General features: G+C 64.3%; 14 protein-coding genes and 2 tRNA genes. 5 read left to right on the top strand and 11 right to left on the bottom strand.

From position 1 onward, the window contains the following. The first annotated feature begins 5 nt into the window (after positions 1–5). Positions 6–1,958, top strand: a complete 1,953-nt coding sequence (gene pknB, locus AC4EEV_RS11350; protein WP_491328969.1) for a Stk1 family PASTA domain-containing Ser/Thr kinase — start codon at positions 6–8, stop codon at positions 1,956–1,958. A 20-nt stretch (positions 1,959–1,978) separates the two neighbouring features. Here pknB and AC4EEV_RS11345 read toward each other — a convergent pair whose 3' ends face one another. Together AC4EEV_RS11345 and AC4EEV_RS11340 are read right to left on the bottom strand one after the other, a co-directional pair. Next, complete coding sequence (locus AC4EEV_RS11345) at positions 1,979–2,620, bottom strand: aminodeoxychorismate/anthranilate synthase component II (protein ID WP_491328968.1); 642 nt, start codon at positions 2,618–2,620, stop codon at positions 1,979–1,981. 169 nt (positions 2,621–2,789) lie between these two features. Then, positions 2,790–3,584 (bottom strand): class E sortase, encoded by a 795-nt coding sequence (locus tag AC4EEV_RS11340; RefSeq protein WP_018762797.1) that lies wholly within the window; start codon positions 3,582–3,584, stop codon positions 2,790–2,792. Between the two features lie 173 nt (positions 3,585–3,757). Here AC4EEV_RS11340 and AC4EEV_RS11335 point away from each other — a divergent pair, with 173 nt between their 5' ends. Both AC4EEV_RS11335 and AC4EEV_RS11330 read left to right on the top strand, forming a co-directional pair. Then, on the top strand, positions 3,758–4,009 hold the full coding sequence (locus AC4EEV_RS11335) for a cell division protein CrgA (protein ID WP_018762798.1): 252 nt from the start codon (positions 3,758–3,760) through the stop codon (positions 4,007–4,009). Positions 4,010–4,043: 34 nt separating this feature from the next. Continuing rightward, positions 4,044–4,649 carry a DNA-3-methyladenine glycosylase I gene (locus tag AC4EEV_RS11330; RefSeq protein ID WP_491330874.1) on the top strand — a complete coding sequence of 202 codons (606 nt, stop codon included), beginning with the start codon at positions 4,044–4,046 and terminating at the stop codon, positions 4,647–4,649. 189 nt (positions 4,650–4,838) lie between these two features. Here the strand turns inward: AC4EEV_RS11330 and AC4EEV_RS11325 are convergent, their stop codons facing one another. The 3 genes from AC4EEV_RS11325 to AC4EEV_RS11315 all read right to left on the bottom strand — a co-directional run bounded on the left by AC4EEV_RS11325 (position 4,839) and on the right by AC4EEV_RS11315 (position 7,279). After that, on the bottom strand, positions 4,839–5,306 hold the full coding sequence (locus tag AC4EEV_RS11325; protein ID WP_018762800.1) for a carboxymuconolactone decarboxylase family protein: 468 nt from the start codon (positions 5,304–5,306) through the stop codon (positions 4,839–4,841). A gap of 539 nt (positions 5,307–5,845) precedes the next feature. After that, positions 5,846–6,724, bottom strand: coding sequence for a rhomboid family intramembrane serine protease (locus AC4EEV_RS11320; protein ID WP_109044855.1), 879 nt, complete (start codon positions 6,722–6,724; stop codon positions 5,846–5,848). Between the two features lie 9 nt (positions 6,725–6,733). Next, positions 6,734–7,279, bottom strand: coding sequence for a peptidylprolyl isomerase (locus tag AC4EEV_RS11315; RefSeq protein ID WP_018762802.1), 546 nt, complete (start codon positions 7,277–7,279; stop codon positions 6,734–6,736). Positions 7,280–7,434: 155 nt separating this feature from the next. Here AC4EEV_RS11315 and AC4EEV_RS11310 point away from each other — a divergent pair, with 155 nt between their 5' ends. Both AC4EEV_RS11310 and AC4EEV_RS11305 read left to right on the top strand, forming a co-directional pair. Further along, positions 7,435–8,421, top strand: a complete 987-nt coding sequence (locus AC4EEV_RS11310; RefSeq protein ID WP_018762803.1) for a hypothetical protein — start codon at positions 7,435–7,437, stop codon at positions 8,419–8,421. Positions 8,422–8,533: 112 nt separating this feature from the next. Continuing rightward, positions 8,534–9,409: a glycosyltransferase family 2 protein gene (locus AC4EEV_RS11305; protein ID WP_109044853.1), complete on the top strand. Its 876-nt coding sequence runs from the start codon at positions 8,534–8,536 to the stop codon at positions 9,407–9,409. A 24-nt stretch (positions 9,410–9,433) separates the two neighbouring features. On the opposite strand, the gene AC4EEV_RS11300 is transcribed toward AC4EEV_RS11305, so the two are convergent. The 6 genes from AC4EEV_RS11300 to gyrA all read right to left on the bottom strand — a co-directional run bounded on the left by AC4EEV_RS11300 (position 9,434) and on the right by gyrA (position 14,297). Then, positions 9,434–10,375, bottom strand: coding sequence for a DMT family transporter (locus AC4EEV_RS11300; RefSeq protein ID WP_133832425.1), 942 nt, complete (start codon positions 10,373–10,375; stop codon positions 9,434–9,436). A gap of 82 nt (positions 10,376–10,457) precedes the next feature. Continuing rightward, a tRNA-Ala gene (locus AC4EEV_RS11295) sits at positions 10,458–10,533 on the bottom strand. A gap of 71 nt (positions 10,534–10,604) precedes the next feature. Further along, complete coding sequence (locus tag AC4EEV_RS11290) at positions 10,605–10,721, bottom strand: DLW-39 family protein (protein WP_240617712.1); 117 nt, start codon at positions 10,719–10,721, stop codon at positions 10,605–10,607. A gap of 71 nt (positions 10,722–10,792) precedes the next feature. After that, positions 10,793–10,866 (bottom strand) — tRNA-Ile (locus tag AC4EEV_RS11285). Between the two features lie 97 nt (positions 10,867–10,963). After that, positions 10,964–11,626, bottom strand: a complete 663-nt coding sequence (locus AC4EEV_RS11280; RefSeq protein WP_491328967.1) for a DUF3566 domain-containing protein — start codon at positions 11,624–11,626, stop codon at positions 10,964–10,966. After that, entirely contained in the window at positions 11,619–14,297 is a 2,679-nt protein-coding gene (gene gyrA / locus AC4EEV_RS11275) for a DNA gyrase subunit A (protein ID WP_109044851.1), read from the bottom strand. The genes AC4EEV_RS11280 and gyrA overlap by 8 nt, the downstream gene beginning before the upstream one ends. Between the last annotated feature and the right edge of the window lie 13 nt (positions 14,298–14,310).

Genomic DNA, 14,310 nt, shown 5'->3' with positions numbered 1-14,310 from the left:
CACCAGTGAATGAGTCATCACGCACACCGCTGCACCGGGAGGACAACGTCCCAGTGGATAACCGGCGTGTCCTGAGCGGCCGGTACGAGCTCGGCAGCCTCATTGGCCGCGGTGGCATGGCTGATGTCTACCGGGGAACCGATACCCGCCTCGGCAGGACCGTGGCCATTAAACTGCTGCGCCCGGACATGGCCAGGGACCCCCAGTTCCAGGCACGGTTCAAGCGCGAGGCCCAGGCGGTGGCTGCCTTGAACCATCCCTCCATCGTGGCCATCTTCGATACCGGCGAGCACCTGGTCCACGATGGCTCCGCCGAGGATGTGCGGGTGCCCTACATCGTGATGGAATTCGTTGAGGGCAAGACGCTGCGCGACATGATCCGCGCCAAGGAAGTGACCATAGATCACGCCATCGATTACTGCCTTGGGGTGCTGGCGGCCCTGGAATACAGCCACAAGGCCGGGATCGTTCACCGGGACATCAAACCGGCCAACGTGATGTACTGCCCCGGAACCAATTCGGTGAAAGTGATGGACTTCGGCATTGCACGGGCCATCGCTGATTCCTCCGCCACCATGACCCAGACCCAGGCGGTGGTGGGCACGGCGCAGTACCTGTCTCCGGAGCAGGCCAGGGGCGAAACTGTCGACGCCCGCAGCGACCTCTACTCCGCAGCGTGCCTGCTCTACGAAATGCTGACCTCCCGGCCGCCGTTCGTTGGGGACAGTCCGGTATCCGTGGCGTACCAGCACGTTCGGGAAATCGCCGATCCACCCAGCAGCCTGAACCCCGACGTTTCTCCCGCCTTGGATACGGTCATCGCCAAGGCCCTGCAGAAGAACCGCGACGACAGGTTCCAGGATGCCGCAGCTTTCCGGCGTGCCCTGCGGGCTGCGAAGGCCGGCGTGGCCGTTCCGGCCGTGGCGGCGTCGGAGGCGCCCACGGATCCCAACGACCATGTACCGGATGCCCAGCCGCGCACTGAGGCTTTCGCGGCAACGGGCGCAAGCTTCCTTGATGATGCTCCCACCGGGCGGCTGGCTGCCGCCGGCCTGTACCACGACGACGACCCGGCCGGTCCGCTGGAAGTGGCGGACGCGCACACAACGGCTGAGCCGCTCCCGCTCGGCCTCCCTCCGGAACGCGAGCCCAGCAGGCCGCAGAAGTCCCGTCGTCGTGCGTGGATTGCCACCCTGGTGATCTTCACCCTGCTGGTCCTGGCAGGGGCCGGCCTCTGGCTTTACGAAACAGTCAACCGGCCGGCGCCCGTGGCCAAGGTTCAGATACCTTCGGTGGCGGCCATGACGGAGAGCGCCGCGCTGCAGACGCTCTACAATGCGAACCTGCGTCCCAAGATCACCAGGCTTCAGAACGATACCGTTGCCAAGGGAACGGCCATCGGTACCGACCCTTCGGCCGGGGCGTCGATGGATCCAGGTGCCGAAGTGGTCCTGAACGTCTCGGATGGGCCCAGCGCGGTGAAGATTCCTGACAGCCTTCCGGGCAAGACCGAGGCTGCCGCACGCGACATCCTTCGCCAGGTGGGCCTGGTGGGCGCTCCATCGACCACCACGGCCAACAGCGCCACGGTGCCGGCGGGAATCGTCATTACGTCGAACCCGGCTCCCGGGCAGAGCGTCGGCGTGGGCACCAGCGTCGAGCTGGTGGTGTCCACGGGCAAGGTGGTGGTTCCAGAACTGCGGGGCCTCTCACGCGAGGAAGCCGAGGCCGCGCTGAAGGGGATCGGTTTGGTCCCCCTGGTGGTGGAGGTGGAGAACTCCCAGGTGGAACCGGGCAAGGTGACGGATCAAAGCGACCCCGTCAACGCCGCCGTCGAACAAGGAAAGACCATCACGGTGGTGGTTGCCAAGGCCCCCGCCCCGGCGCCGTCCCCGACGCCGACCCCCACCGACACGCCCACGCCCACGCCCACGCCGAAGCCCACCAAGAAGGGCTGAAGCGCCGCCCGGCGGTCCGGTTAGTGCTGGATAAGTGGGCTTAGCTTGGCCGCACGCGCGGCGGCGCCCTTCATGCCCAGGGACTCAAGCCAGTTGCCAAGCATCTGGTATCCGCCCTCGGTGAGGACCGATTCCGGATGGAACTGGACGCCGCAAAGCGGTGCGGTCTTGTGCTGCAGTCCCATCACCACCCCGGACGCGGTTTGTGCCGTGACCTCCAGGACGTCGGGAATGGATTCCCGGACCGCCGCCAGCGAGTGATAGCGGGTGGCCGTGATGGGGGAGGGGAGGCCGGCGAACACGCTGGTGCCGCTGTGCTCCACCTGCGAGGTCTTGCCATGCATCAACTCCGGGGCATGGGTGACCGTGCCGCCGAACGCCTCCGCCAGTGCCTGGTGGCCCAGGCACACACCGAACATCGGCACGCCGTGTTCGCCGCACCACTTGATCAGCTCGATGCAGATGCCTGCCTCGGCGGGGTTGCCGGGGCCGGGTGAAATCAAAACGCCGTCCCGGGCGCCGGCGAGTTCGATCGCCTCGGCCAGGGTGACGTCGTCGTTGCGGACCACCGTGGTTTCGGCGCCGAGCTCCTGGAGGTAACCCACCAGGGTGTAGACAAAGCTGTCGTAGTTATCCACTACGAGGATCTTGGTTGTGGTCATGGCTGGTCTGCTGAACCAATCGTCGAGTCGGTGAATTGGGTGAAGTGGGACATCCAGGGGAACAGGAACTGGACCATCAATACCAGGGCAAGGGCGACCAGTACCAATGAGAAAACAATCCTCAGCCAGAGCGGACCAGGGAGGTGGCGGAATATCCAGGCGTACATGCTCAGCCTTTCCCTGTGGCGGCTGCAACCTGTGCCGCGATCTCGGCCGGCGGGCCGGCGGACGCCGGACGCCAGCTGTCCAGCAGGGCATAGGCAATGATGCGTTCTTCGGCGCCGAAGCGGGGGTTGCAGCTGGTCATGGTGAGGTAACTTTCCGTGGGTGCCACACCGGGTTGGGTGGGTACCGGTTCCAGGACGTCGGTGCGCGACGGCAGCACGATCTGGTTGTTGCGAAAAACGTAGACATAGAAGCCGTCCCTGGTCTGGACGTAGATCTTGTCCCCCGGCACCAGGGTATGGATGTTGTCCAGCACCGCGCCGTGCGTCTGGCGGTGGCCGGCGACCGCGAAGTTGCCCACCGCACCGGGCATGGCCGTGTTGCTGTAGTGTCCCAGCCCCAAGGTGTCCAGCACATCCTGGCTGGTCCCCTGGACAATCGGACGGGTGTAGGTGGCTCCGAACCGGGGGATGTACATGATGCCGATCGTGCCGGCGTGGCCCGGGGCGGTACCCACTACTGGCGTGCCGAAATCCTGCCCGCCTGCCGGTGGCGCGGCGGGTGCCGTTGCTGCCGGGGACGGCGCAGCGGTGCTGAGGTCCTGGGCAAATTCCTTGATGACCTGGCTCTGCTTGGCGTCTGATTCAACGTTGGTCCACCACAGCTGCCACGCCACGAAGAGCAGGAGGATGATGCCGGCGGTGATCAACAGTTCACCGATGACCTGGATGGTTCCACGTAGCAGGGAGCCACGGCGGGCGGGCGGGGCCACGGGCCCGGCCTTCTCCTGCAATACCACGCGTTCTCCTCCGGGCGTCCACCCAGGGCACCGGGTGCCCATCAACTGCGGCTAGAATTGGCTGCTAGTAAGAATCCAGATTTGACCAAGATCGCGCAGACCGCTGGCAATTTCCTTCTTGCAGGATATCAAGCCCGGGCCGCCGAGCTTGCCCAGCCTGCCAAGGAGAGCCAGTGCCCGAGTCGAAACCTCGCAAGAAGACTGCCAGCACCGCCCAGCCGGCTTCCACCGATTCATACAAGCCCAACCCCGTCTGGTTCAAGCCGGTGATGTTCGGCCTGATGATCATCGGACTCTTCTGGATCATCACGTTCTACATCAGTGAGGGACGTTTTCCGGTCCAGGCGTGGCAGTCGTGGAACATCGTGGCAGGCTTCGGCATTGCCATCGTGGGGTTCCTAATGACCACCCGCTGGCGTTCCTGACGCGTTCGCAACGCTACTTTCGAGGAGGATCCCCCTGTCTCCCGATTCCGCCGGCGTGATCATTGGCGACGACGGCCTGGCCCGGCCCGCGTGGGCATCCACGGATCCGTTGATGCGCGCGTACTACGACCAGGAGTGGGGGCTGCCCGTCACTGACGAGCAGGGCCTCTACGAACGTATCTGCCTGGAGGGATTCCAGGCCGGGCTCTCGTGGGCCACCATCCTGCGCAAGCGTCCCGGCTTCCGTGCCGCCTTTGCCGGTTTCGATCCCGACGCCGTGGCCTTGTTCGGCGATGCGGACGTGGAACGGCTGATGCGGGACCCGGGCATCGTCAGGAACCGCCTGAAGATCCACGCCGCGGTCAAGAACGCCCGGGCCACCGTGGAGCTTCGAAACGACGGCGGGCTGGTGGACTTTGTCTGGAGTTTCCGCCCGGCGAGCACCCCGCGTCCCCGAGTAGCGTCGGATATTCCCACCCAATCGGCGGAGTCGGTCGCATTGTCCAAGGCGTTGCGGAAACGGGGCTTCTCGTTCGTTGGCCCCACCACCATGTTCGCCCTGATGGAAGCCGTGGGAATAGTGGACACGCACCTCCTGGCGAGTCACCGTCGGGGTTCCTCCGGGGTCTGGGCCGAGTAGCGCCGCGCTGCGTCGGCTGTCCGCAGCTGTTGGCAAGGTTATCCACAGTGTGGATAACCTTTGTGGCATCGTGCCTCCGAGGTCTCCTGTGGCGCGTTGCTGCCCGACCGGCCGAAATTTGCCCGCAAGATGTGGTTATTAACAGTGTGGAATACCTGTGGATAACCAGCGTTGCGGCCGGACCCGTCATTACGGACGGCTGCGCCTCACGGGGTGGTGGCTGGTGATGGAAACCCTATTGAAGGCATTCATGGTGACAGCCACCCAGCTCACCGCGGAGAATTCCTCCGCCGTGAGGCACTGCCTTGCATAGGCTTCTTCACTCTCGCGCGATTCCTGGTCGGGGAGTTCCGTAATGCTTTCCACCAACGCCAGCGCAGCCCTTTCCTTGTCCGTGAACAGGGCCGTTTCCCGCCATGCCGGCAGCACCGCGAGCCGCTGTGGACTTTCACCTGCCTCAGCGGCCTTCCGCACGTGCAGGTCCAGGCAGTAGGCGCAGCCGTTGATCTGCGAGATCCGTACATTGAGGAGCTCCAGCAGGCCAGCGCCCAAGCCGGCGGCTTCCGCTGCTTCCTGCACCTTCAGTCCGAGGCCGCTGATCGCCCTCCACAAAGCCGGGTGCTGCTTGTCGAGGTACAGGTGCTCGGTGGCGCTCACGGGAGTCCTTCAAGGTAGTACGGCTGGGCAAGGCACCATCATAGGCAGAGGTGCCTGAGGGGCCGACGACGCGGTTATGCACTTAACAACATCCCGATACCCACAAGTTATCCACAACTGTGGGTAACCCCGTGGAAATCACAGGCGGTTGGGCGGTCTGACCTACTCGCACCACGGATCCAGCGCGGGAAACTACAGGGTTGTTACTTATTAACAGTGTGCATAACGCTGTCGATAAGTCCGGGTATTGCCTTCTATTGGCGCGCTCGGGGGGTGCTTTGCGGGCAGTTGTCCACGTGTTGGTCCTGGATCGTCCGCTTATCCACTTACGCACACCCCTATCCCCACAGGTTATCCACAGGTGTGGAGAAATCGAGGATATCCGGGGCCGAGAAGTAAATCGCTAGCCACTGTCCGGGAAACGGCGCCTGAACTACACCCCTGTAAGTTACCAACACTGTGGATAAGGCCTGTGGAAAAGACGAATGCCCGGCACCTGTGGTGCCGGGCATTCAGGGGTGCTTCTGGACCGCGGGGAGTTACAGGGAGACCCGCAACCATGTCAGGGCAACAAGCAGGGCCACCACCGCGGCGAGCCCTGCGGCCTGGATGAGGCCCTGCCGGCGTCCCCGCGGGGTATAGGCGAGGACGGCTGCACAAAGCCCGCCGGTGACCAGTCCGCCCAAGTGGGCCTGCCAGGCGATTTGGGGGACCAGGAAGCCGATGACACCGTTGATGGCAATCAAGACCCACAGCTGGCGGGTATCGCCTCCGCGCTGGCGCTGGACCAGCAGCATGGCGCCGAAGAGGCCGAAGATCGCTCCGGACGCCCCAACCACCCCGAAGAGTTGCTGGCCGGGAACATAAAGCGGTGTCAGCAGCAGGTACCCCACGGAACCGCCCAAGGCCGAAATAACGAACAGCGCTAGGAACCGCAGGCGGCCCAGGATTGGTTCCAGGGCCTGGCCGAAGATCCACAGCGTGTACATGTTAAGCAGAATGTGGAGGAGGTTGTCCGGCGAGTGCAGGAATGCCGAAGTGAGCATCCGCCATGGTTCGAACTCGTTGTACTTCGGTTCTGCGTAGATGTTGGCAAAGGCCAAGGCCCGGTAGACGCCTTCATTGGGAATGACGAACTGCAGGACCTGGAGAAGCGCGCAGACCGCAATGATGGCAAACGTCACCATCGGCCTGCCGGTGGCCACGGCCCCGCCGTAGACCGTCCGGACTTCGGGCGTCGTCCGCCGGGTTTCGTTGACGCAGTCAACGCACTGGAATCCGACGGCGGCCGCCCGCTGGCAGTCCGGGCACGCCGGGCGTCCGCAACGCTGGCAGCGCACATAGGAGGGCCGGTCCGGATGCCGGGGGCAGACCGGAACCTGCGCGGACGGCTCAGCCGACGGAATTCCGTAACTCATGCTGTGGTGTTAAAGCTGTTCGATGTCGATGCTGTTGATGGTGACATCCTCCACGGGGCGGTCACCCATGCCGGTGCGGACACCCTCGATAGCGTCGACGACCTTCTTGGACTCCTCGTCCGCCACCTCACCGAAGATGGTGTGCTTGCCCTGCAGCCAGTCCGTGGGAATGGTGGTGATGAAGAACTGTGAACCGTTGGTGCCTTTGCCCATCTGGATGCCGGCGTTGGCCATGGCGAGCTTGTAGGGCTGGTTGAAGCTCAGTTCCGGGTGGATTTCGTCATCGAAGCGGTAGCCGGGGCCACCGGTTCCGCGGCCCAGGGGATCGCCGGCCTGGACCATGAAGTCCTTGATGATGCGGTGGAAGATGGTTCCGTTGTACAGCGGAGTGCCGGTCTTGTCCTCACCGGTTTCCGGGTGGGTCCAGGCCTGCTCGCCGGTGGCAAGGCCAACGAAGTTCTTGACCGTCTTGGGCGCGTGGTTCCCGAAGAGGTTAACCACGATGTCGCCGAGGCTGGTGTGGATGGTTGCTTTTGCAGTTGCGATGGCAGTCATAAGCCTCATTCTTCCATGTCCCCTATGGGCGGCAACGGCTGCGGCAGCAGTTCCGCGCTGGGTGAAATCGGCCTAAAATCCGCAGAGTGAATAGCCCGGGGTGGTCCGGGCACGTAGGCTAGCGACAGAACCGTCACATTAATCGGGAGGTAGTTGTGAAGAAATCGGATCGTATTGCCCGTGACCTTGAGCAGTCGGTCACCAGTGCGGTGGAAAATGCCAAGGACTGGGCGGCCCCCCGGGTGGAAGCAGCGGTGGATTGGGCTGTCCCGCGGCTCCAGCACAGCCTGGATACCGCATCTCCCAAAATCCAGGAAGGCCTGAAGACCGCAGCTCACAACTTGGCTGACGGTGTTGCCACCGTGACGCCCAGGATCCAGGACGGACTGGCCCAGTTGGCGCCGAAGATCAACGACGTCGTGGAAAACGCATCACCCAAGCTTCACGACGCCCTGGACAAGGCAACGCCGGTGGTCCTGAACGCCCGTGACCGCGTGGTGGTGGACTACCTGCCCAAGCTCTCCGACCAGATCGGCGTGGCCTCGGAGGCCGTTCACCGCACCCTTGAAGGCGCACCTGCCCGCGTCGACGCCGTCGCCCAGAAGCTTGGCGACGCGGGAATTGTGCACGCCATCCAGGAACAGGCACAGGCCACCGGTACGCAGCTCAAGGCCGCCGCAACCGAGGCTGGCCGCACCGTCGGTATCCAGCTGTCCCAGCCCGAGCCCAAGAAGAAGCGCGGCTGGCTGGTCTTTGGCGTGATTGCCGCCGCAGTGGCCGCGGGCGTTGCCGCGTGGAAGGCTTCCAAGCCCGTGGAGGACCCCTGGAAGACTCCGTCGCCGGTTACCCCCACGCCTGCCCCGGTGCCGGCCACCACCGTCAGCGAGGTCAAGGAACACGTGGCTGACGCCGCAGGTAAGGCTGCAGACGCCGCAGGTTCCGCAGCCTCCGCCGTCGCGGACAAGGCAGCGGACGCCGCCGAAGCGGTCAAGGACAAGGCTGCAGACGCCGCTGACAAGGCCAAGCACGTGGCCGACGACGCGGCCGACGAAGCACCCACCGCCGCAACTGACGCCAAGACGGCTACCAAGAACATCGCGTCGAACATCGGCAACGACGTCAAGGGCACCACCGAGGCCTAGTCCTTCGCCGCGCACAAGGGGCTCCGTTTTGAACGGGGCCCCTTTTGTGTGTCCGCGGAAGCTCATGGGCCACGCCGCGGCAGGACACGGCCCGGATGCTAGATTTGATCTGATGTCAGCCGATCGATCCTCTGGGGATGCCTTGAACGACGCAGCCGAACAGCTCCGCGTGTCCATCGTTATCCCGGCGTACAACGAGGAAAGCGTTATCAGGCAGTGCCTCATCGCTGCCATCTACCAGTCGGTTCCCGCCCACGAAATCATCGTGGTGGACAACCTCTCGAGCGACCGCACTGCCGCGATCGTCAGCCAGATGCAGCTCGAATACCCGGAAAGCCCCATTATCCTGCTCAGCCAGGACCGGGAGCAGGGCCTGATCCCCACCAGGAACTTCGGGCTCGACCACGCCACGGGGGATGTCCTCGGGCGGATCGACGCGGATTCCATCGTCGAACCCGACTGGGTGGAGCAGGTCCAGAAGGCCTTTGCAGATCCCGTCGTCCAGGCCGCAACGGGGCCGGTGGTGTATTACGACATGCCCATGCGCCGTTTTGGGCTCAAAGCGGACGACAAAATGCGCCAGCTCATGCTGAAGCTGGCCAAGCACCAGTACCACTTCCTGTTCGGCTCCAACATGGCCCTGCGTGCCAGTGCCTGGGAAACCATTCGGGCCGAGACCTGCCGGGACGAGAAAGACGAGATGCACGAGGACATCGATTTGTCCCTGCACCTTGCCGACCATGAACTGCCGGTCCGCTACTGGCCGCAGATGGTGTCCGGCATGTCCGCACGCCGGCTTGAGGACTCTCCGCGGGACTACCGCTACTACGTCACCCGCTTCGATCGGACCTACAAAGCCCACAACGTGCGCAAAATGGCATTGAAGGCCCCCATGGTGGTCTTCTTTTCGGTGTATTTCCCGGCAAAGCTCCTGCGGGCCATCCACACCGTCAACACCGCCCAGCCCGTCCGCCGCGGCGGACAGTAAGGCCCGGCGGCGGCAGGCTTCCTGTCAGTCCGTTCCCAGTTCCGCCAACGGACGGCCCGACGGCGGTTCCTCCCCGGGCGGCAGTGGCCGCTTCCCTGCCCTTCCGGACCGTTGCCCCAGGACAACGACGGCGAGTCCCGCCAGGATGAGGCCCAGCCCGGCGTACGTGCCAGCCGGAAGGGTCTCGTGCAGGAAGACGGCGGCCAGAAGTGCGGCCCCGGGAATTTCCAGCAGGATGATCATGGAGACGATGAGGGGACTCATGGTGGCCAGCAGGTGGTTGAAGGCCGTATGGCCCACCAACTGCGCGCAGACGGTGATGGCCGCGATACCCAGCCACCCTGCCGGCTCGAACCCTGCCAGGGGCTGGCCGGCCGCCAGGGCCAGCACCGCCACGAGGACCGCGCACATCCCGTAGCAGAGCGTGGTGTATGTCCCCGTGGTCATGCTCTGCCGGGCCTTGCCGCCTGCCAGCGTGTAGAGCCCCGCCAGCGCGCCGCCGGCCATCGCCAGCAGGTCTCCGGTCAGTGCCTGCGAAGAGGTTCCCAGGTCGAAGCCGGTAATGGCGACAACACCGCCGAAGGCAATCCCCAGTCCAGCGAGGACCTGCCAGCGGTGCCGGGTTCCGCGGACGAGCTGGAAGACGGCAATCCAGCCGGACTGCAGGCACACCAGGGCTGTGGCGGCCGCAACGGAGGTCAGTTGCAGCGAAGTGATGAAGCAGGCGAAGTGCAGGGCGAGGGCGACGGCGGCCAGCAGGGACCAGCGGAACTCGCGGGCCGTGATGCTGCCGAACTTGCGGGGCTCCCGGATGAGCGTGGGGGCAGCCATGACCACGGAACCGATGGCGTTGCGCCAAAAGGCAATGGCGAGGGCGCTGACGCTCGTGGCGCCCAGGGTTGCGGCGATCAAGGGGCCTGACGAGGCGACGCCGAGGACACCCAGGGCCGCGAAGAAGAAGTTCAATGGATACCCCCTGGAGCCGTCCCCGGAGGGAAAGGAGAACAAAAAGTCCCGGCCGGCGTTTCCGCTGACCGGGACTTTCCTATGGTGGAGGCACGGGGACTCGAACCCCGAACCCCCTGCTTGCAAAGCAGGTGCGCTACCAATTGCGCCATGCCCCCATAAGAAGCAACCCGTCCATCATACCCCAGGAACCGCGAGGCCTTGACGGCTTCCTTACCTGGCGCCCAAGCTAGTCAACCGTATCGGTTGACTTGCTCCAGACTGTTTTCCGGGCTTCGGATTCCTGTGCTTTACGGAAGACCAGGAAGCCTGCGATTGCCGCTGCGAGTACCAGCAACTTCTTCACATGCTCCCCGTTCCGGCCGGGTACCGGATGTATCCGGACCAAACCTCCGTTTGAAACCTGCACAGGTTCCGTGGGCGTACCAGGACTTGAACCTGGGACCTCTTCGTTATCAGCGAAGCGCTCTAACCGCCTGAGCTATACGCCCCGATGCCTCATCGGGCCGAGATATGACTTTACAGCACATCCCGGCCCGATCTCAAATCGGGCATTTCCACCGGATTACCCCCGGTGAAACCGGGTTCTTAATCGTCCGTCAAGGTGACGCCGATTCCACCCACCAGCGTGGCGGAAATGTTGTAGAGGACGGCGGAGAGCATGGACAGCGCCGTCAGCAGGACAACGTTGACCACAGCGATGATGGTGGCGAATGAGGCCACCTGCCCCAGCGATGCCACCTTCTTCAGTTCGAAGCCGCCGCTTTCGGAGCCGGCGAGCGTTCCCAGCAGGCTGTCCACCTGGTCGAAGATTCCGGTCAGGTCCAGCACCGTCCACAAGACGATTGCTGCCACCACGGTGACAATGCCAAGTGCCACCGAGAGCAGGAATGCCATCTTCAGTACGGACCAGGGGTCCACCTTGCTGATCAGCAGCCGGGCCCGCCGTACCTTTGCTTTCGGCGCGGGCTTCACCAGGCCGGGATTACCCTGTCCCTGGGCCGGCCGCTGGCCGGAGGCTGCAGGGCGCTGGCCCGGCTGACCCTGGAAGGGCCGCTGGCCGGGCTGCGCGGGGCGGTCGCCCTGCTGCGCGCGCTGGCCCGGAACCGCGGGACGCTGGCCCGGGGCACCTGCGGCCGCTGCCGGTCGCTGCTGCGGACGGACGGGGGCGTTCACGCGGGGCGCCGCTGAAGGCCGGTTCCCGTCAGGAACAGTGCTGTTCGGCTTGGGAAATGAGTCGGAATTACTCACTCGTTACCTCCGTGTTGTCTTCGTTCGGCTCAGCGTCGCCCGAGGCGTCCTCTGACTCAACGGCCGGTGATTCTTCTGCCATTGCTGGCTCGGCGGAATCCCCAGCGGGACCGCCATCTTCAGCCAACGTTACGTCATCCTCAGCGGATTCATCGTCCTCGAGGCCCCGTTCGCTGTTACGCGCCACCTCGATAATCCGGTCATTCTTGTCCGGCTTGGCGAAGATGACGCCCATCGTGTCACGACCCTTGGCCGGAACACCGGCCACGGAGGACCGGACCACCTTGCCGCCCTCCATGACCACCAGGACTTCATCCTCTTCCTGGACGATGAGGGCTCCCACGAGGTGGCCGCGTTCTTCCTGGTATTTGCCTACCTTGATGCCGAGACCGCCACGGCCCTGGAGGCGGTATTCCTCCACCGCCGTGCGCTTGGCGTACCCGCCTTCCGTCACGATGAAGACGAACGAGCCGTCAGTCACCACATCGGCGGCCAGCAGTTCGTCGTCCTCGCGGAACTTCATCCCGGTAACGCCGGAGGTTGCCCGGCCCATGGGTCGCAGGGCGTCGTCCGTAGCGGTGAAGCGGATGGACTGGCCCATGCGGGAGACCAGGAAGAGGTCGTCTGTTTCCGAGACGAGCTGCGCCGACACCAGTTCGTCGCCGTCGCGCAGGTTGATCGCAATGACGCCGGCGGAACGGTTGGTGTCGTAGTCCTCGAGCCTGGTCTTCTTCACCAGGCCCCGCTTGGTGGCGAGCACCAGGTACGGCGCCTGCTGGTAGTCCTTCAGGTCCAGCACCTGGGCAATGTGTTCATCAGGCTGGAATGCGAGCAGGTTGGCAACGTGCTGGCCCTTGGCGTCCCGGCCCGCTTCCATGAGCTCGTACGCCTTGGCACGGTATACACGGCCGAGGTTGGTGAAGAAGAGCAGCCAGTGGTGCGTTGTGGTGACGAAGAAGTGTTCCACGACGTCGTCGCCGCGAAGCTGGGCACCCTTGATGCCTTTGCCGCCGCGCTGTTGTGAGCGGTAGTTGTCACTGCGCGTGCGCTTGACGTAGCCGCCGCGGGTGATGGTGACCACCATTTCCTCTTCGGGGATCAGGTCTTCCATGGACATATCGCCATCGAAGCCCATGAGGATCTTGGTGCGGCGGTCGTCGCCGTGCTTGTCCACGATTTCGGCCAGCTCGACGCTGATGATCTCGCGCTGGCGCTGTTCGGAGGCCAGGATCGCGTTGTATTCGGCGATCAGGGCCTCGAGCTCGGTGTGCCGGTCCTGGATCTTCTGGCGTTCCAGGGCGGCGAGGCGGCGCAGCTGCATGTCCAGGATGGCGCGGGCCTGCAGCTCGTCGATATCAAGAAGTTCCATCAACCCGTCGCGTGCGGCTTCGGTGGTGTTCGAGGCGCGAATCAGGGCGATGACTTCGTCGAGCATATCCAGTGCCTTCAGCAGGGCGCGGAGGATATGGGCTTCCTCCTCGGCCTTGCGCAAGCGGTACCGGGTTCGGCGTGCAATGACGTCCATTTGGTGCGTCACCCAGTGCCGGATGAAGGCGTCCAGGCTGAGTGTCCGGGGCACGCCGTCAACGATGGCCAGCATGTTGGCGGAGAAGTTGCTCTGCAGCTCGGTGTGCTTGTAGAGGTTGTTCAGCACCACCTTGGGTACGGCGTCGCGCTTCAACACGATCACCAGGCGCTGGCCGGTGCGGCCGGAGGTTTCATCGCGGAGGTCCGCGATGCCGGAGATTTTGCCGTCCTTGACCAATTCGGCGATCTTGATGGCCAGGTTGTCAGGGTTGGCCTGGTACGGCAGTTCCGTGACCACCAGGCAGGTGCGTCCCTGGAGTTCCTCCACCGCGACCACTGCACGCATGGTGACGGAACCGCGGCCGGTCCGGTAGGCGTCTTCGATGCCCTTGTGTCCCAGGATGGTGGCACCCGTGGGGAAATCCGGGCCCTTGACCCGCAGCAGCAGTTCTTCGAGGAGTTCCTCGCGGGTGGCGCCGGGGTTGGCCAGGTACCACTGGACCCCGTCCGCCACTTCCCGCAGGTTGTGCGGCGGGATGTTGGTGGCCATGCCGACCGCAATGCCGGAGGATCCGTTCACCAGCAGGTTGGGGAACCTGGCGGGCAGGATGGTGGGTTCCTGGTTCTTGCCGTCGTAGTTGTCCTGGAAATCGACGGTTTCCTCGTCGATGTCGCGGACCATTTCCATGGCCAGGGGCGCCATTTTGGTCTCGGTGTACCGGGGTGCGGCGGCACCGTCGTTGCCTGGTGAACCGAAGTTCCCCTGACCGAGCGCCAGCGGATAGCGCATGGTCCAGTCCTGGATCAACCGGACCAGGGCATCGTAGATGGCAGTGTCGCCATGCGGGTGGTACTGGCCCATGACTTCGCCCACCACGCGGGCGCACTTGTTGAAGGAACGGTCGGGGCGGTATCCGCCGTCGAACATCGCGTAGAGCACGCGGCGGTGGACGGGCTTGAGGCCGTCGCGGACGTCCGGGAGGGCGCGCCCTACGATGACGGCCATGGCGTAGTCCAGGTAGGAACGCTGCATTTCCGTCTGCAGGTCCACCTGTTCAACGCGGTCGATCAGCACGTCGCCTTCAAGAACGGTGTCCGGTTCTCCGGCCTCGGGGGCGGGAATCTCGGGGGTTTCGTCGCTCATTCTTTATTTTCCG

It is taken from the genome of Pseudarthrobacter sp. MOO14 (assembly GCF_058267675.1).
The sequence above is the reverse complement of the archived record's forward strand: the minus strand, read 5'-3'. Positions and strand labels throughout refer to the sequence as shown.